Annotated in this window: 13 protein-coding genes; 11 read left to right on the top strand and 2 right to left on the bottom strand. The window is 71.1% G+C overall.

Annotation, left to right across the window (positions count from 1 at the left end; all coding sequences use genetic code 11):
- The first annotated feature begins 337 nt into the window (after positions 1–337).
- The 8 genes from TNCT1_RS11330 (at position 338) to TNCT1_RS11295 (ending at position 10,950) form a co-directional block, all read left to right on the top strand.
- On the top strand, positions 338–1,549 hold the full coding sequence (locus TNCT1_RS11330; protein ID WP_143630741.1) for an ROK family transcriptional regulator: 1,212 nt from the start codon (positions 338–340) through the stop codon (positions 1,547–1,549).
- A gap of 134 nt (positions 1,550–1,683) precedes the next feature.
- Positions 1,684–2,787: a substrate-binding domain-containing protein gene (locus TNCT1_RS11325; protein WP_174266248.1), complete on the top strand. Its 1,104-nt coding sequence runs from the start codon at positions 1,684–1,686 to the stop codon at positions 2,785–2,787.
- A 249-nt stretch (positions 2,788–3,036) separates the two neighbouring features.
- Positions 3,037–3,828 (top strand): ATP-binding cassette domain-containing protein, encoded by a 792-nt coding sequence (locus TNCT1_RS11320; RefSeq protein ID WP_174266236.1) that lies wholly within the window; start codon positions 3,037–3,039, stop codon positions 3,826–3,828.
- Positions 3,825–5,138, top strand: a complete 1,314-nt coding sequence (locus tag TNCT1_RS11315) for a sugar ABC transporter permease (protein WP_174266235.1) — start codon at positions 3,825–3,827, stop codon at positions 5,136–5,138. Before TNCT1_RS11320 ends, TNCT1_RS11315 begins: the two co-directional genes overlap by 4 nt.
- Positions 5,139–5,264: 126 nt before the next feature.
- On the top strand, positions 5,265–7,193 hold the full coding sequence (dxs, locus tag TNCT1_RS11310) for a 1-deoxy-D-xylulose-5-phosphate synthase (RefSeq protein ID WP_143630738.1): 1,929 nt from the start codon (positions 5,265–5,267) through the stop codon (positions 7,191–7,193).
- Between the two features lie 214 nt (positions 7,194–7,407).
- The gene (locus TNCT1_RS11305; protein ID WP_143630737.1) at positions 7,408–8,931 is read left to right on the top strand and encodes an amino acid permease; all 1,524 of its coding nucleotides are present in this window, start codon (positions 7,408–7,410) and stop codon (positions 8,929–8,931) included.
- Positions 8,932–9,032: 101 nt separating this feature from the next.
- Positions 9,033–10,559, top strand: a complete 1,527-nt coding sequence (locus TNCT1_RS11300) for a glycosyltransferase family 39 protein (RefSeq protein WP_143630736.1) — start codon at positions 9,033–9,035, stop codon at positions 10,557–10,559.
- 103 nt (positions 10,560–10,662) lie between these two features.
- Positions 10,663–10,950, top strand: coding sequence for a hypothetical protein (locus TNCT1_RS11295; protein WP_143630735.1), 288 nt, complete (start codon positions 10,663–10,665; stop codon positions 10,948–10,950).
- 57 nt (positions 10,951–11,007) lie between these two features.
- On the opposite strand, the gene TNCT1_RS11290 is transcribed toward TNCT1_RS11295, so the two are convergent.
- Both TNCT1_RS11290 and TNCT1_RS11285 read right to left on the bottom strand, forming a co-directional pair.
- On the bottom strand, positions 11,008–11,400 hold the full coding sequence (locus TNCT1_RS11290) for an NYN domain-containing protein (RefSeq protein WP_143630734.1): 393 nt from the start codon (positions 11,398–11,400) through the stop codon (positions 11,008–11,010).
- A gap of 46 nt (positions 11,401–11,446) precedes the next feature.
- Positions 11,447–12,547 (bottom strand): LCP family protein, encoded by a 1,101-nt coding sequence (locus TNCT1_RS11285; RefSeq protein ID WP_373920467.1) that lies wholly within the window; start codon positions 12,545–12,547, stop codon positions 11,447–11,449.
- A 338-nt stretch (positions 12,548–12,885) separates the two neighbouring features.
- On the opposite strand from TNCT1_RS11285, the gene TNCT1_RS11280 reads away from it, so the two are divergent.
- The 3 genes from TNCT1_RS11280 to TNCT1_RS11270 all read left to right on the top strand — a co-directional run bounded on the left by TNCT1_RS11280 (position 12,886) and on the right by TNCT1_RS11270 (position 18,801).
- Positions 12,886–14,016, top strand: a complete 1,131-nt coding sequence (locus TNCT1_RS11280) for a hypothetical protein (RefSeq protein WP_143630732.1) — start codon at positions 12,886–12,888, stop codon at positions 14,014–14,016.
- 180 nt (positions 14,017–14,196) lie between these two features.
- Entirely contained in the window at positions 14,197–16,005 is a 1,809-nt protein-coding gene (locus tag TNCT1_RS11275) for a stealth family protein (RefSeq protein WP_143630731.1), read from the top strand.
- Between the two features lie 45 nt (positions 16,006–16,050).
- On the top strand, positions 16,051–18,801 hold the full coding sequence (locus tag TNCT1_RS11270; RefSeq protein WP_143630730.1) for a glycosyltransferase: 2,751 nt from the start codon (positions 16,051–16,053) through the stop codon (positions 18,799–18,801).
- Positions 18,802–18,812: the final 11 nt, after the last annotated feature.

Genomic DNA, 18,812 nt, shown 5'->3' with positions numbered 1-18,812 from the left:
GCGGCGGGTCACGGCCGGGTAACGGGGCGGTCCGCCGGGTTCCGCGGCTGAACGATCGCGGGGAAGCCGGCGACGGGCCGCCGCACCCTCGCCCGCACGTGTCGGAACACCCGCCCCGAGCCCCTTCCGCCCTGCTCGCGGGTGGCCTGTACATGTCGTCGGGGTGTCCTCGGCGCGACCAGAGAAGCGAGAGCGATTTCCGTCAAGGACTTGACTGCGGTAACCCGTACAGCCGAGCTTGGAGTTCATAACTTGTAAGTGGCCCGGTTCCGCAGATGTGACCTGGGCCACGGGCGGCACTGGGGCCGCCCGGCCGATGGCGGGAGTGGATGGGTCGATGGAGACTCCGGGGTCGCAGTCGTCGCTGCACCGAGCCAACCTGGAACGAGTCGTGCGGGCAGTGCGGCTTGCCGGGTCGCTCACGCAGGCGGAGATCGCACGGACGACCGGCCTGTCCGCCGCGACGGTCTCCAACATCGTGCGGGAGCTGAAGGACGGCGGAACCGTCGAGGTCACGCCCACGTCGGCGGGCGGGCGGCGGGCCCGCAGCGTCTCGCTGAGCGGGGACGCCGGCATCGTGATCGGCGTGGACTTCGGGCACACCCACCTGCGCGTCGCGATCGGGAACCTCGCGCACCAGGTGCTGGCCGAGGAGTCCGAGCCGCTGGACGTGGACGCCTCCTCCGCGCAGGGCTTCGACCGGGCCGAGGAACTGGTCAACCGGCTGATCGCGGCCACCGGAGTGGACCGCGCCAAGGTGGCCGGCGTCGGGCTCGGCGTGCCCGGCCCGATCGACGTGGAGTCGGGGACCCTGGGGTCCACCGCCATCCTGCCGGGCTGGACCGGCACCAAGCCCGCCGAGGAGCTGCGCGAGCGGCTCGGCGTGCCCGTGCACGTGGACAACGACGCCAACCTCGGCGCGCTCGGCGAGCTGGTCTGGGGCAGCGGCAAGGGCGTCCGCGACCTGGCGTACATCAAGGTCGCCAGCGGCGTCGGCGCCGGTCTCGTGATCAACGGGAAGATCTACCGCGGCCCGGGCGGCACGGCTGGCGAAATCGGACATATTACACTCGACGAATCCGGCCCGGTCTGCCGATGCGGAAACCGCGGCTGCCTGGAGACGTTCACGGCCGCGCGCTACGTGCTTCCGCTGCTCCAGCCCAGCCACGGCGCCGACCTCACCTTGGAAGGCGTCGTACGGCTGGCCAGGGACGGAGACCCGGGCTGCCGTCGGGTGATCGCCGACGTCGGCCGCCACATCGGCAGTGGAGTGGCCAACCTCTGCAATCTGCTGAACCCGAGCCGGGTGGTCCTCGGCGGTGATCTCGCCGAGGCCGGAGAGCTCGTCCTCGGGCCCATCAGGGAGTCCGTCGGCCGCTACGCGATCCCCAGCGCGGCGCGTCAACTGTCCGTTCTTCCCGGGGCACTTGGTGGCCGTGCGGAGGTGCTCGGCGCTCTCGCTCTCGCGCTCAGCGAGATGGGCGATTCGACCCTTCTGGACGGGTCTGCCGCGGGCACGCTCGCGGCGGCCACCCCTGCCTTCACTTAGAGAACGGATGGCACCGTTGCCATCTCGTTAAGGATTTACTTCTTGACGTCGCACGCGTGGCCGAGTTGACTTCCAGCCACCTCGGCCGCAACGACGCGGCCTCGTCAGGGAGGTTTAACAGAGTGAACACGCGTATGCGTCGTGCCGCCGTTGCCGTTGCCGCTGGTGCGATGGCCGTCTCGCTGGCCGCCTGTGGCAGTGCCAAGGAGTCCAAGGGAGACGACAGCTCTTCGGCGTCCTCCGCCAAGAAGGGCGACAACATCAAGGTCGGTCTCCTGCTTCCGGAGAACAAGACCGCCCGCTACGAGAAGTTCGACAAGCCCCTGATCACGAAGAAGATCCAGGAGCTGACGAACAACAAGGCGGAGATCCAGTACAACAACGCCCGCCAGGACGCGAACCTGCAGGCCCAGCAGGTCGACACCATGATCACCAACAAGGTGGACGTGCTGATCCTGGACGCGGTGGACGCCAAGGCGATCCAGAACTCGGTCCAGAAGGCCAAGGACGCCGGCATCAAGGTCGTCGCGTACGACCGTCTCGCCGAGGGCCCGATCAGCGCCTACACCTCGTTCGACAACGAGGAGGTCGGCAAGACCCAGGGCGAGGCCCTGCTGAAGGCGCTGGGCGGCAAGGCCACCAAGTCCTCCAAGATCGTCATGGTCAACGGCTCGGTCACCGACCCGAACGCCGCCCAGTTCAAGAAGGGCGCGCACTCCGTCCTCGACGGCAAGGTCACCATCGCCAAGGAGTACGACACCAAGGAGTGGTCGCCGGACAACGCCAACTCCGAGATGGAGGCGGCGATCTCCGCGGTCGGCAAGGGCAAGATCGCGGGTGTCTACTCGGCGAACGACGGCATGGCCGGCGGTATCATCACCGCGCTGAAGGCCGCGGGCGTCTCCGTCCCGGTCACCGGCCAGGACGCCGAGCTGGCCGGTGTGCAGCGCATCGTCTCCGGTGAGCAGTACATGAGCGTCTACAAGCCGTACGCCCCCGAGGCCGAGGCCGCCGCCGAGATGGCCGTCGCCCTCGCCAAGGGCGAGAGCCTGGACTCCGTCGCCAAGGACAAGGTCTCCTCCGGCTCCGCCAAGGACGTCCCCTCGGTGCTGGTCCCGGTCACCGCGCTGACCAAGGACAACATCAACGACACCGTCATCAAGGACGGCGTCTACACCGTCGCCGACATCTGCACGGGCAAGTACAAGTCCGCCTGCGACAAGCTCGGCCTGAAGTAAACGGCGCCACCTCCCGCCCCACGTACCGGCGTTCGTCGAGAACGCCGGTACCGGGCCGGACCGGGTGCTCCCAGGCTCCTCCGGCGCCCCGCGCATTCACACAGCCCCGCAAGCTAGGCACGGGGCGCCGGACGGAACTCAGGGCCTGCCGTTCGGATCGTGCCGGGCTCTGTTCCGGCCTGATCCGAACGACAGGCCCTACCCCCCAACTTTCTGCACAACCTCCCGCCGGGTCAGGCGGCGAAGGAGATGGTTCACGTGTCCGCTACGCCCGTGCTGGCGTTGCGCGGGGTCTCCAAGCGGTTCGGTGCCGTTCAGGCGCTCACCGACGTAGAGCTTGAGGTCCACGCCGGTGAGGTGGTCGCCCTGGTGGGCGACAACGGCGCCGGAAAGTCCACGCTGGTCAAGACGATCGCCGGCGTGCACCCCATCGACGAGGGCGCCATCGAGTGGGACGGCAAGCCCGTGTCGATCAGCCGGCCGCACGACGCCCAGGCCCTGGGCATCGCGACGGTCTACCAGGACCTCGCGCTGTGCGACAACATCGACGTCGTCGGCAACCTCTTCCTCGGCCGTGAGCTGAAGAAGTTCGGCGTCCTGGACGAGGTCGAGATGGAGCGCCGCGCCCGCGAGCTGCTCACCACGCTGTCGATCCGCATCCCCAGCGTCCGTATCCCGATCGCCTCGCTCTCCGGCGGCCAGCGCCAGACCGTGGCCATCGCCCGTTCGATGCTCGGCGACCCCAAGCTGGTCATCCTCGACGAGCCCACCGCCGCCCTCGGCGTCGAGCAGACCGCCCAGGTCCTCGACCTCGTGGAGCGCCTGCGCGAGCGCGGTCACGCCGTCATCCTCATCAGCCACAACATGGCGGACGTGAAGGCGGTGGCGGACAAGGTCGCCGTTCTGCGCCTCGGCCGCAACAACGGCGTCTTCGAGGTCAAGACGACCTCGCAGGAGGAGATCATCTCCGCCATCACCGGCGCCACCGACAACGCCGTGACCCGCCGTGCGGCGCGCACGAACGGGGAGGTTTCCAAGTGAGCGTCGACAAGACCTCCGTGAACGTCGACAAGACGCCCGAGCCCGACGGGGACGCGCCCGTCGTGAACCCCGAGGCGGCCACCGCCGCGGTCACCGCGGTCGACCCCCGGCTGCTGGTGCGCGAGCAGGGCCTGCTCGGCTACTGGACCGAGTTCAAGCGGAAGATGAAGGCCGGCGAACTGGGTTCCCTCCCGGTGGTCCTGGGCCTCGCGATCATCTGCATCATCTTCCAGGTCCTGAACTCCGAGTTCCTCTCCGCGCAGAACATCAGCAACATCACGGTCACGATGGTCGGCACGGGCATGATCTCCGTCGGCATCGTCTTCGTGCTGCTGCTCGGCGAGATCGACCTGTCGGTCGGCTCGGTCAGCGGCGCGGCGAGCGCCCTCGCGGCCGTCCTCACGGTCAACCAGGGCTGGCCCGAGTGGGTGGCCGTGCTGGTCGCCATCGCCGCCGGCGCCCTCATCGGCGCGCTGCACGGCTTCTTCTTCGCGGTGCTCGGCGCCCCCGCCTTCGCCGTCACCCTGGCCGGTCTGCTGTTCTGGCTCGGCTTCATGCTGAAGGTGCTGGGCGAGGACGGCACGATCAACCTCGACAGCGACGGCCTGATCGGCAAGCTGACCACGTACACCTTCACCGACCTGGCCGCCGCCTACGGCCTGGCCCTCGTCGTGGTCGTGCTGTTCTTCGTCAGCTCCTTCCTCGGCAACCGGCGCCGCGAGGCCGCGGGCGTCCCGTCCCGGCCGCTCAGCGACACGGTCCTGCGCACCGTCCTGCTGGCCGTGGTCTCCTTCGCCGCGGCGTACATGTACAACCAGTACAAGGGCCTGCCGCTGGCCACGGTGATCTTCCTCGCATTCCTGGTCGGCACCGACTTCCTGCTGCGCCGCACCTCCTACGGCCGCAAGATCTTCGCGCTCGGCGGCAGCGTCGAGGCCTCCCGGCGCGCGGGCATCAACGTCACCGCGGTGCGCATCTCCGTGTTCGGCATCTCCGGCGGGTTCGCCGCCATCGGCGGTCTGTTCCTGGCCTCCAAGATCGCCTCCGCCAACCAGAGCGCCGGTACCGGCGACCTGCTGATGAACGCCATCGCGGCGGCCGTCATCGGCGGCACCTCGCTCTTCGGCGGCCGCGGCCGCACCTGGAACGCCCTGCTGGGTGTGCTGGTGATCGTGTCCATCCAGTACGGTCTCCAGCTCGAGTCCATCGCCGAGCCGGTGAAGTACATGATCACCGCGGCGGTGCTGCTGACCACCGTGGTCATCGACTCCGTCACCCGCAAGACGCAGAAGACCGCGGGCCGCGCGTAGCGCCCTGGCTCGAACCAGTGCCCGGCACCCGGAAGGTGCCGGGCACTGTCGTGTCCCGCAAACCCGGAACATTAGACTCGACAAGCCCGGCAACAGCTCGATCAGCTCTACTGCAAGGAGGCACGGGTGCCGCTGCTGACCCGCATCAGGGGACCGCGCGATCTGGACCGGCTCAGCCTGGAGGAGCTGGACCGGCTGGCAGAGGAGATCCGGACCTTCCTCGTGGACGCCGTCTCCAAGACCGGCGGCCACCTCGGCCCCAACCTGGGCGTGGTCGAGCTCACCATCGCCCTGCACCGCGTCTTCCACAGCCCCAAGGACAAGGTGCTGTGGGACACCGGACACCAGTCCTACGTGCACAAGCTGCTCACCGGCCGGCAGGACTTCTCCCGGCTGAAGATGAAGGGCGGCCTGTCCGGCTACCCCTCGCAGGCCGAGTCCGAGCACGACGTCATCGAGAACAGCCACGCCTCCACGGTGCTCGGCTGGGCGGACGGCATCGCCAAGGCCAACCAGCTCAAGCAGCGGGACAGCCACGTCGTCGCCGTCATCGGTGACGGGGCGCTGACCGGCGGCATGGCCTGGGAGGCGCTGAACAACATCGCCGAGGCCAAGGACCGTCCGCTGGTCATCGTCGTCAACGACAACGAGCGCTCCTACGCGCCGACCATCGGCGGCCTCGCCAACCACCTGGCGACCCTGCGCACCACCGACGGCTACGAGCGCTTCCTGACCCGGACCAAGGAGATCCTCGACCGCACCCCGGTCGTCGGCAAGCCGCTGTACGAGACCCTGCACGGCGCCAAGAAGGGGCTGAAGGACTTCATCGCCCCGCAGGGCATGTTCGAGGACCTCGGCCTTAAGTACGTCGGCCCGATCGACGGCCACGACATCGAGGCCCTGGAGTCGGCGCTGGCCCGGGCCAAGCGGTTCGGCGGGCCCGTCATCGTGCACTGCCTGACCGAGAAGGGCCGCGGCTACCAGCCCGCGCTGCAGGACGAGGCCGACCGGTTCCACGCCGTCGGCAAGATCCACCCCGACACCGGTCTGCCGATCGCCAGCTCGGGCGCCGACTGGACCTCCGTCTTCGGCGACGAGATGGTCAAGCTGGGCGAGGAGCGCGAGGACGTCGTCGCCATCACGGCGGCCATGCTCCAGCCGGTGGGCCTCGACCGGTTCGCCAAGCGCTTCCCCGACCGGGTCTACGACGTCGGCATCGCCGAGCAGCACGGCGCCGTGTCGGCGGCCGGCCTGGCGCACGCCGGCGTCCACCCGGTCTTCGCCGTCTACGCCACCTTCCTCAACCGCGCCTTCGACCAGGTCCTGATGGACGTGGCCCTGCACAAGTGCGGGGTGACCTTCGTGCTGGACCGGGCCGGCGTCACCGGCACCGACGGCGCCTCCCACAACGGCATGTGGGACATGTCGATCCTCCAGGTCGTGCCCGGCCTGCGGCTGGCCGCCCCGCGCGACGCCGACCAGGTACGGGCGCAGCTCCGCGAGGCGGTCGCCGTCGAGGACGCGCCGACCGTGGTCCGCTTCTCCAAGGGCGCCGTCGGCCCCGCCGTACCGGCAGTGGGCCGCGTCGGCGGCATGGACGTGCTGCGCGAGCCCGGCACCGACCGCCCGGACGTGCTGCTGGTCTCGGTGGGCGCGCTCGCGCCGATGTGCCTGGAGATCGCCGGCCTGCTGGAGCGGCAGGGCATCTCCACCACCGTGGTCGACCCGCGCTGGGTCAAGCCGGTCGACGAGGCCATGGCCCCGCTCGCCGAGCGGCACCGGGTCGTCGTCACCGTCGAGGACAACAGCCGGGTCGGAGGTGTCGGCTCCGCGATCGCCCAGGCCCTGCGCGACGCCGGGGTGGACGTGCCGCTGCGCGACTTCGGCATCCCGCCGCGCTTCCTCGACCACGCCTCCCGGGCCGAGGTCATGGCCGAGATCGGGCTGACCGCGCCCGACATCGCCCGCCAGGTGACCGGCCTGGTCTCCAAGCTCGACGGCAGGTTCGACCGTACGGCGGCGGAGGTCGACTCCGTCGAGCCCGCGCGCGACTAGGGCCTCTCGTTCGGATCACGCCGCTCGCGGGCCCTGGTGCCTGATCCGGCCTGATCCGAACGAAGGACCCTGGGACGAAGCAGTTCCCGGGCCGGTTCCGCCCCCCTCTCCCGGTGGCGGAACCGGCCCTTTTGCGTGAACCTGCCTGTGCCGGGCATACGCAACCCCGGCCCTCTCGATCATGTCGAGGACGACAAGCGTGGGAGGTAGGCACGTGAGCAGCGCGCTCTTCAGGACGAAGAACGTCGAACAATCCATCCGGGACACCGAGGAACCCGAGCATTCCCTCAAGAAGTCCCTCTCCGCCCTCGACCTGACCGTCTTCGGCGTGGGTGTCATCATCGGCACCGGCATCTTCGTCCTCACCGGACAGGTGGCCAAGAACAACGCGGGCCCGGCAGTGTCCCTGGCCTTCGTCGTGGCCGGCGTGGTCTGCGCGCTCGCCGCGCTCTGCTACGCCGAGTTCGCCTCCACCGTCCCCGTGGCGGGCTCCGCGTACACCTTCTCGTACGCCTCCCTCGGCGAACTGCCCGCCTGGATCATCGGCTGGGACCTCGTCCTGGAGTTCGCCCTCGGCACGGCGGTGGTGGCCGTCGGCTGGTCGGGCTACATCCGCTCACTGCTCGACAACGCGGGCTGGCACCTGCCGGGCTACCTCGCCGGCCGGGACGGGGCCCACGGCTTCGGCTTCGACATCCTCGCCGCCGCGCTCGTCCTGGTGCTCACCGGCATCCTCGTGCTCGGCATGAAGCTGTCCGCGCGGATCACCTCCATCGTGGTCGCCATCAAGGTGGCCGTCGTCCTCATCGTGATCATCGCCGGCGCCTTCTTCGTCCACGGCCAGAACTACAAGCCGTTCGTCCCGCCCGCCCAGCCGGTGCCGGCGGGCGGCAGTCTCAAGGCCCCGCTCATCCAGCTCATGATCGGCTGGGCGCCGGCCAACTTCGGCGTGATGGGCATCTTCACCGCCGCCTCGGTGGTGTTCTTCGCTTTCATCGGCTTCGACATCGTCGCCACGGCCGCCGAGGAGACCCGCAACCCGCAGCGGGACATGCCGCGCGGCATCCTCGGCTCGCTGGTCATCTGCACCGTGCTCTACGTCGCGGTGTCCATCGTCGTCACCGGCATGGAGAAGTACACCCGCCTGTCGGTCGAGGCCCCGCTCGCCGACGCCTTCAAGGCCGTCGGGCACCCCTGGTACGCGGGCGTGATCAGCTTCGGCGCCGCCGTCGGCCTGACGACGGTGTGCATGATCCTGCTGCTGGGCCAGACCCGGGTGTTCTTCGCGATGAGCCGCGACGGGCTGCTGCCGCGCTTCTTCTCCCGCGTCCACCCGCGCTTCAAGACCCCGCACCGGCCGACCATCCTGCTCGGCGTGATCATCGCGGTCGTGGCCGGCTTCACCAGCCTGAGCGAACTGGCCGAACTGGTGAACATCGGCACGCTGTTCGCGTTCGTCGTCGTCGCGATCAGCGTGATCATCCTGCGCAGGACGCGTCCGGACCTGCCCCGGGCGTTCCGCACCCCCTGGGTGCCGGTGGTCCCCATCGTGTCCGTGTGCGCCACGCTGTGGCTGATGCTCAACCTGCCCGCCGAGACCTGGCTCCGCTTCGCCATCTGGATGGTGATCGGCATCGCCGTCTACCTCCTCTACGGCCGCAGCCACAGCATCCTCGCCCTGCGCGAGAAGGCCCCGGCGGGCGAGGTGCCCGGACCGCCGCCCGGCACCCGGAGCTAGAACCCGTCGCGAAAACGGCTCGCCGCCCGAAGGGCGGCCGCTCCCGCTCCCGCGCCAGGCCCCAGGGCCCCGCCAGCGCCGACGGCTCCCCGCGGCCCCGTATGTTCCGCTTCGCCGGAACTGCGGGGCCGTATAGCGTGCTGTCCGTGTTGTCCACGCTCGCCGCCCCGCCCAGCCCCGCACGGCCCGCGCTCACCCGGACGGCGTACTGGATACGGCTGCTGCCCGCCCTTGCCGCGCTGGCCTGCGTCACCCGGGTGCCGTCCTTCGTCCGCCCGCTGTGGAACCCCGACGAGGGCTATCTCGCCGTCCAGGCGGGCCTGCTCGCGCACGGCGGCCGGCTGTACGAGACGGTCGTGGACCGCAAGCCGCCCCTGGTGCCCTGGCTGTACGAGGCCGCCTTCGCGGTCTGCGGCTCCGGTTCGCTCACCCCGCTGCGGGTGCTGGCCGTCGCCGCCCAACTGCTCACCGCGGCCCTGCTGGCCTCCGTGGCCCGCCGCCGCTGGGGCGACACCGCCGGGCGCACCGCCGGGGTGCTGTACCTGCTGGTGTCGGTCGGGCTCAACCCCGAGGACGCGCAGGCGGCCACCTTCGAGGTGTTCATACTGCCCGGCACCGCGGCCGCCGTGTGGTGCGCGGACCGCGGCCGCTGGGGCGCGGCCGGAACCGCCGTCGCCTGCGCCTTCCTCGCCAAGCAGACCGGCGGCGCGGTACTGCTGCCGGTCCTCTGGCTGCTCCACCGGCGGGCCGGGGCGGGGGCGGGGCCGGACGCCCCGGCGCGGGCGGGCGCCGTGCGGCTCGTGGCCGGGTTCGCGGCACCCGTCCTGGGCGCGGCCCTGGTCACCGACCCCGCCGGGTTCCTGTTCTGGACGGTCACCGGAAGCACCGCCTACGCCTCCCTCGCCGGTTCCGGACCGCACGTCCTCGGCCGGGCGCTGGCCAACACCGCCATCCTGGCCGTGGCCTGCGCGGGCCTGGTCCCGCCCGTCCTGCGGGTGCTGCGCGCCACCCGGGCCACGGCGGCCGACCTGTGGCTCTGGCTGGCCTCCTCGGCCGCCGCCGTCGTGCTGGGCTTCCACTTCTTCGGGCACTACTACCTGCAACTCCTGCCGCCCGCGGCCCTGCTGGCCACCGCGGCGCTGCAACTGCTGCCTCGCGCACGCCTGACGTCCGCCGTGCTCACCTCGGCCTGCTGCTGCGCCCTGTTCCTCGCCTGGGGCCTGTACGCCCCACGCCCCGAACTCGCCCACGCCCAGCGCCTCGCGAGCGCGCTCGCGCAGCGCACCACGCCGGCCGACCGGGTCCTGGTGTGGGGCATGCACCCCGAGACGTACTGGCTGGCGGACCGCACCCCGGCGAGCCGCTACCTCACCGCCGGCCTGCTCACCAACTACAGCGGCGGCCGCGACGGCCCCCGGGTCGGCGAGCGGTACGCGGTGGCGGGCGCCTGGCCCGTCTTCCGCGCGGAGATGACCGCGCGGGCCCCGGCCCTGGTGGTCGACGACTCACGGGGCGAGCCGTACCGCCCCGACCGCCTCCCCAGCCTGCGCCGGCTGCTGACCGGGCGCTACGAGGAGGTGGGCCGGGTCGACGGGGCGGTGCTCTACGCCCGGATCCCGCGCGGTTGACGGGGATTCGACCCGGGCTGAGCCATGCCGCCGTGCCCTGTTGCCCCCGTGCCCTGTTATGCTCGCGACAAGTATTTGAACACGTTCAAATCAGGGGGATCACATGTCTGCGCCGACCGCACCGGACCCCGACGACACACCCGCCGTCGCCCTCGGCCCCATCGCGCTCGTCCTCGGGATCATCGCCGCCCCGGGCGTCTGGCCCGGCCTCATGTTCATCGTGATGCCGTGGTCGTGGCTGGCCGGCGCCTTCGCCGTCACCTCCGGCCTGGCGGGCATCCACTACGCCCGCCAGGGCATCGGCCGCATGTGGCCCGCCGTGGCCGGCACCGTCCTCGGCGCCCTCGGCCTGTCCGGCTTCTTCGTCCTGCTGGCGATGTTCAGCGGCTGAGCCGGCCCGCCGTCCGGCCCGGGGGAGGCGGACGCCCGGCGGCCGCGACCCGCGAGCTCAGCCGAGCACCGCGCGCGGACCGGTCACCTCCGCGCCCAACTCGGTCACCCGGCGCCGCAGTTCACGGTCGGCCGTGACGACGAGGCGGCGCCGGCCGGCGTACCGCGCCGTCAGCTCCACGATCAGGTCGTCCCCGCTGCCGGGCGCCGGCTCCACCCGCACCCCCGGCACGGACTCCACACCGCGCGCCGCGCCCTCGACCACCAGCACGATCTCCACCGCGCCGTCATGCCCGGGCAGCCCCTCGGCGGCCAGCCGGTCGCGCAGCCGCCCGGCGGCGCCCCGGCGGTCCCGCCACCACCCGTCCGGCCGCGACCCGACGACGTTCGCGCCGTCGACGATCAGGAGCAGGGGGGCGGCCGGGGCCGGGGAGCCGAGGTGGTCCGTCATGATCCAAGGGTCCCACGCCCGCGACGGCGTGCGAGGTGCGGCGAGGTCAGGAGGAGCCGCCGCCCGTGGCGGGGGACTTCTTCGCGGACTCCGGGATCGTGCTGTCGCTGCGGATCGCCTTCCACAGCCGCGACGCCTGCGGCTCGGCGGCCACCACGCGGTTGGGGTCGACCTTGTCGTACTGCACCGGCAGCATGATCGTCTCCATGGAGGAGGGGTCGACGCCGTTGAGGCTGCGCCCGAACTCCGCCAGCTTGGTCAGCGAGGCGAGGTCGGAGTCGGTGGTGAGGGCGGCCGTGAGCTTGTCCGCGATCTTGTAGGTCTTGGTGGGGCTGCCCAGCAGGTCCTGCTTCTTGATCTCGCTCAGCAGGGCGAGCATGAACTGCTGCTGCAGACCGATGCGGCCGAGGTCGCTGCCGTCGCCGATGCCGTGCCGGGTGCGCACGAACTGGAGCGACTGGGTGCCGTTCAGCCGGTGGGTGCCGGCGGTCAGGTCGAGGCCGCTGGACTTGTCGTGGATGTCCTGGTCGACGGTGACGGTGACTCCGCCGATCGCGTCCACGAGCCCCTTGAAGCCGGCGAAGTCGATCTCGACGTAGTGGTCCATGCGGACCCCGGAGATCTGCTCGACGGTCTTGACCACGCAGGCCGGACCGACCTGCGAGTAGATGGAGTTGAACATCACGCGCTTCGCGGACGCGACCGTGGAGCCGTCCGACTTGGCGCACTCGGGCCGGGTGACCAGGGTGTCGCGGGGGATGCTGACGGCGACGGCCTTGGTGCGGCCCTCGGGTATGTGCATCACCATCGCGGTGTCGGAACGGGCCCCGGACACCTTGGCCTTGTCCAGCGAGGCGTTGGCACCGGCCCGTGAATCGGAGCCCAGGATCAGGATGTTCTGCCCGGAGGTGGGCAGCTTCTCGGGCCGGTCGTCGCCGATCGCCTTGTCGATGTCGACGCCCTTGATGTTGCCGTCGAGGCCGCTGTAGAGCCAGTAGGCTGTCCCGCCCAGTGCGAGGACGAGGACGAGCAGGGACAGCAGCACGATCCGGCCGGTACGGCGCTTCTTCTTCTGGCCCCTGCGGCCGCTCTTGTCGGGTGGGGACTGGCGGGCAGGCGGCACAGGGGTGCTCAGATCGTGACTCACGGCGGGGTCCTCGCAACTCATGCCCGGAGGGCAGGTGCAGCAGGCCGCTCCCGTGAGGGGCCGGGTCGGTGCTGCTCGGCTGACACTTGGTTGGCATTGAACTATAGACGCGGACTCGCACACTCGTATGAGTGATGTGCCCGGTTGTCCGCGCTTCGAGGGCGGCGAACGGTGGCGCGGCCCGGCCCTTTCGCGCCGCCGGAACGGTCCCGGAGGCCGTGCCCCGAGGCCCGTGCGGCTCCGACGGGGCAGCGGGACGCTTGTTCGGGCGTGCTTATGATGTGGCGGATTCTGGAGTCTTCTGTGGGCGATGCGCCTGGGCTGGGAGGGCGGCACACATGCGCGGCAGAGGTGCGCAGGCGGTGGACCGGCGGTCCCGAGCCGGTGTCGAGACCGAGGCGCGGCCCCAGCGGGCGTCCGTGACGGCGGTGGCCACGGGATCGTGGCTGCTGCGCGGGAACGACGAACGCCTCGCCGTCTACGCGCTCGTGGCGGGCGGGGTGCGCCGCTGGACGGAGACGGCCGTCGGCAGCGGACGCTGGAGCGGGCCCGACTTCTTCCCCGTCGACGGGCTGACCGCCCTCACCGTTGCCCAAGGGGCCAACCGCTATGTGCACTTCCTCGGGCGCAGGCGGACGCGGCCGGCCTCGGGCGAGCCTAAGACGGACCTGCTCTACGCCGTGCAGTACCAGTCGGGCAGGACGCTGGGGGAGTGGCGTTCCCTGGGCAACCCCTACCGCGACCCGAAGGACGCAGCCTCACTCGGCGTGCCGGCCGCCGCCATTGACGGACAGGGCTCGGTCCACGTCTTCGTCTCCGGCGCTCCCGGCGGGGTCATGCTCCGGCGTGAGTCCAAGAGCGGGGCGTGGGAGGCCTGGCAGGACCTGCGCGGCGGTGCGGTCGCGGGCGGGCTGGCCGCGGCGGCCAACTCCGCCGGACTCCTGGAGGTCCTCGCGCCGGGGAACCGGTCGGTCATGCGCTGGGTGCAGACGGAGCCCGGAGCGGTGCTGCGCCGGGCGCAGGACCTCATGCCCGCCGCGGTGCCCGGCTCGGCCGCGCTCCTGGAGACCGCCCCTGGGGTGTTCACCGCGTACTGGTCCGAGCAGAGCGGGACGGGCGTCTACGCGCAGCGGCCCGGTGAATGGGCCGTGCCCGCGGGCGGGGCTCCGGGGGAAGGGCCCCATGCCACGCTCCGTGCCGCCGTCGACGGTTACGACTGCACGCTCCTGGCCCACCAGGGGCGTACCGGCACGGCGGTGCTCGGCGTCTGCGGCACCGGCGGGGAGTCCGGCGGACTGTGGTGGACCGACACGGGGGTGACCTGCGCCGGCACTCCGGCGCTGGCGCTCGACGGGCTGGGCCGGGTGGTCATGGCGATGGTCGCCGCTGACGGCACGGTCCTGGTGAACCGGCAGCGGCCGGAACCCGGGCTCACCCTGTCCGACTGGGAGCCCCTGCCGGGCGACTGAGCCGCGCCCGCCCCATTACATCAAACGCGTCGGCATGTCCAGGACATAAAAGGTTGTACCGCTCATCAAGTGATGATTGACACGTGCCGCAACCTGTCCATGGGCTGTCATGGGCCGAACTTTTAGGAGATCATTATGTGAAAGTTTGACGGGTAGCTGGGTGTGGATGGTGGATGCCGCGTGGTTGGCTCGGACAACCCCGAAGCCGGGGCGCTGGTGTCGGCGTACCGGTCTGCGGTTCCGACCGGCGCCAGGCGGCGCATCGTCCGCGGCGTGCCCACCCCCGTCCGCAAGGCGGTGAAGTCCTCGCTCACCGCGGCGGACTCCGTGCGCTCCGCCACGGTGGTCTGGGCGATGGGCGGCAAGCGGAACGCGCCCCGGCACAGCACCGCCTACAGCCGGCGGGTCGTCCGCGTAGGCCGCCGCCACATGCGTGCGCTGCTGGTCGAGGGGGCCACGGACTGGGCGGCCCGCGCCCGGAACCTGAACATCGTGGTCTCCGTCCTGGAGGCGGCCGGTGTCGACTACTTCTGCGTGCGCGGCACGAACAGCGGACTGCCCGCCGTGGCCGTCCCCGCCGCCTCCCGCCCGCTGGTCGAGGAACTCCTCCGGGCGGCCTTCGCGCAGGCTCCCGGCTACGTGGGACCGGCCGACGGCAACGAGGCCCGCATGGAGCCCGGCGACGAGGAGCGGTCCTGGCGGCAGCTTCGCAAGCACAAGGTGCTGCGGGTCGCCTGGTACGTGTGCGACCCGACCCAGCAGCTCGTCTTCGGCGCGGCCTCCGGATGCGATGTCGAGGTCTGGGCGGAGCGGGAAGGGGAGCTGCGGGCTCCGCGCCCCAACCGGGTCATCGACGCGGTCCCGGCGAGCGCCCCGCGCAAGTCGGCGCCGCAGAGCCTGTTCAGCCCCATACCTCCCGCGTACCACACGGGGGACGCCAGGACGCTGGCCGAGTTCGCGGTGCCGCTCCCCGAGGACCACCGGTTCCCCATCGACGTCGTCTACACCTGGGTGGACGACTCGGACCCGGTCTGGCGGGCGTCGCGCGACCGCGCGCGCGGGCGGCTGTCCTCGGACGGGCTGCACGAACAGGCGGCGAACGACTCGCGGTACACCAGCCGTGACGAACTGCGGTACTCGCTGCGGTCGCTCCACCAGAACGCCCCCTGGGTGCGCAACATCTACCTCGTGACGGCCGGCCAGGTCCCCTCCTGGCTCCACGCCCAGCACGCGAACCTCCGCGTGGTGGACCACCGGGAGATCTTCTCCGACCCCGCGGCGCTGCCCACGTTCAACTCGCACGCCATCGAGAGCCAGCTCCACCACATCCCCGGGCTCTCGGAGTGCTTCCTCTACCTGAACGACGACGTGTTCTTCGGCCGGCCGGTGACGCCCGCGCACTTCTTCCACCCGAACGGCATCACCAAGTTCTTCACCTCGCCCGCGCTGATACCGGGCGGCGGCGTCTCCCCGGCCGACCTGCCGGTCAACGCGGCGGGCAAGAACAGCCGGTGGCTCATCGCGCAGAAGTTCGGCACCGCCATCTCCCAGAAGATGAAGCACACGCCGCACGCGCTGCGCAGAAGCGTGCTACAGGAGATCGAGGAGACCTTCGCCGAGCAGCACGCCGAGACGCAGAACTCGCGTTTCCGCTCGCCCGAGGACGTGCCGATCGCCTCGTCACTGCACCACTACTTCGCGTACCACTCCGCCCGGGCCACGGTGGGGGACATCCAGTACCGGTACATCGACCTCTCGGCCGACCTGGCCGAGCGGCGCCTGAACACCCTCCTGGCCAACCGGAACATGGACACCTTCTGTCTCAACGACACGGTGGAGGCGGCCGACCCGGAAGCGCAGCGGGACATGCTCGCGCGTTTCCTCGAGGCCTACTTCCCGGTGCCCAGTCCTTACGAGGCCGCGGAGCACGAGAACGCCCTCGAGCGGGGTGCCGAGGCAGGGAGGAGCATCGATGCCGCCGACCGATGACGTTCCCCGCCCTGTCGTAACGCCTGCAAGTGGGTCCCGCCGTACATGAATCCCTATGACGTCACGCTGGTCGTGCCGGTCTACGACGTGGAGCAGTACCTCCCGGAGTGCCTGGACTCGATAGCGGCCCAGACGGTGTTCGAGCGCTGCGAGGTCATACTCGTCGACAACGGCAGCACGGACGGCTCCTACCGGCTCTGCGCCGAGTTCGCGGACCGGCACGCCAACGCCACGGTGCTGGTGCGCCTCGGCGGCGGCGCCGGAGCGGCCCGCAACCTCGGCATGGACCGGGCGACCAGCCCGCGCATCACGTTCTGCGACTCCGACGACGTGCTGCCGCCGGCCGCGCTCGAACGTATGCTGGACGCCGCCGCGGCGACCGGCGCCCAGGTCGTGGTGGGCGCGATGGAGACGTTCCCCAAGGCGACCAACTGGGCGTGGAAGGAGCACTTCGGGAAGGGCGACCGGACACTCGCCGGCCTCGCCGAGGCGCCCGAACTGGTGCACAGCGCGAGCGCCTGCAACAAGCTCTTCGACCTCGCCTACCTGCGCTCCCACGACATCCGCTTCGCGGAAGGCGTCCACTTCGAGGACGCCTACGTCGGCGTGCCCGCGCTCGTTCTGGCCGCCCGGATCGCCCTGGTCGACGCGTGCGTCTACCGGTACCGAAAGCGCGCCGCGGGGAACTCGACCATGGACGCGATCTGGACGCGGCGGCAGAACTACCTGGACCACCTCCAGCTCGTGGAGCACCTGCACCGCATGGGCGCCGGCCTGCCGGAGTCCTCGCGCGCCGTGCTGGACCTGTTCCTGGTGCGGAGCTACCAGGGCTTCGCGCTCCGGGCGCCCGACCTCTTCCAGGGGGCGGAGCTGGAGGAGATCTACTCGCGGTGCCGCGCGGTCTACTGGGACGTCCCGCCCGACGTGGTCGTCCGGGCCACCGCCGACGCGCGTCACCGCGTGGCCTACCTCTCCTTCATCACCGGGGACTTCGGCCTCTTCGCGGACCGCGCGGCCAGACTGCGCAAGCTGTCCGTGCGCGACGGCCGCCCGTACCTCGCCGACGGACTGCCGAACCGGCTGGCTCCGCTGGCGCACGCCACCCCCTTCACCGCCCACCTGGAGCACGTCCGCCTGCTGCCCGGGACCGGGACGCTGCGGCTCGCCGGACGGTTCGAGATCAGCGGCATGCCGCTGGTCCGGCCCCTGCGCGCGCGGCTCGGCCTGCGCGTGCGCGGCAGCCGCCTCACCGTCTCCGCCACGCAGATCCGCCGCCGGGACCTGAGGAACACCCGGCCCGACACGGAGTGGGGCGGCTTCACCGCCGACCTGCCCCTGGACGCGCTGCGGCCGGGCGTCCACGACCTCGAACTCGTCCTCGACACCGGGGACGGCGAGGCGGTCACCCCGTGCCTGGTCGCCGCGGGCTACCTGCGCGGTGCGCGCGTCGTCGAGCACGACGGGACGCGGGTGGTGCCGCACTGGAAGGGGCGGAACCGGGCCGTCCTCATGGTCTCCGGCAAGGCGCGCCGGTTCGGGCCGCGCGCCGTCCTGGACAGCCTCCTCGTCAAGGACGCCAAGCACGTGCTGCGCCGCCGGCCGTTCTGGAAGCAGCGCCTGGCACGCCTGTTCACCAAGCCGCTGGCGCCCATGTTCCTCGGCCGGGACGTCCTGCTGTTCGCGGAGCGGGGCGACACCGCGCAGGACAACGCCTGGCACCTGTTCCGGCACGCCCGCACCGCCGGCAAGCGGCGCGGGGCGTACTACGTCATCAGGCCGGACAGCCCCGACCGGGCCCGCCTGGCGGGGCTCGGGCACGTCGTCGCGCACAGCTCCTGGAAGCACAAGCTGCTGATGCTGCACGCGGCCGCGCTCGTCAACGCCTACGACATCGACACCTACATGCTGCCCGACGGCTGGGACCGGACCCGCTACCTCAAGCACCTGAACTGGCGCGTCGGCGCCCGCCGCGTCTTCCTCCAGCACGGCGTGACGGACAAGGACGTCAGCAAGGGCCTGCACCGCAACCGCACGGGCGTCGACCTCATCCTCGCGGTCAGCCGGCACGAGGGGTGGTTCCTGTCGGAGGAACTCGGCTACGAGGGACAGGTGGAGGTCGTCGGCTTCCCCCGGTTCGACGCGCTGGTCCCCGGCCGCGGCGGGCGCACCATCCTGTTCATGCCGACGTGGCGCGCCTATCTCGCCGTCGCCTCCTACAGCCGCGACGGCGGCCGCGAGGCGCGGCAGGCGGCGCGCGACCGGTTCCTCGCCTCCAGCTACCGGGACTTCATGGTCCGCTTCCTGAACGACCCGGAGCTCCTCGCGGCCCTGGAGCGGTACGACTACACACTGGACTTCCTGCCGCACTACGAGATGCGCGCGATGGTCGGCGAGATGGTTCCGGACCGCGACCGCGTCCGCGTCGTCGACCAGAACGAGGTCGGTGTGCAGGACGCCATGCGGCGCTGCGACCTGTTCGTCACGGACTGGTCGTCCACCGCCTTCGACGTCGCCTACCTCGGGACCCCCCTGGTCTACGCGCAGTTCGACGCCGAGGAGTACTGGGACGGGCACTACCAGAAGGGCTGGTTCGACGCCCGCCGGGACGGATTCGGGCCGGTCGGTGAGACCGTCCGGCAGGTCGTGGGCGAGGTGGTCCGCTACCTGCGGGGGGAGTGCGCCAGGGAGCCCGAGTACCTGCGGCGGGTGGAGAAGTTCTTCGAGTACCGGGACCAGGGGAACAACGCGAGGGCGCTGGAGGCGATCGACCGCCTCGTTCAGGGGCCGAATCATTGATGTGGTGTGCC

Origin of the sequence: Streptomyces sp. 1-11 (genome assembly GCF_007176755.1) — a bacterium.
In the GTDB taxonomy this organism is placed as follows: domain Bacteria; phylum Actinomycetota; class Actinomycetes; order Streptomycetales; family Streptomycetaceae; genus Streptomyces.
This window is presented reverse-complemented; position numbering and strand designations above follow the sequence as displayed.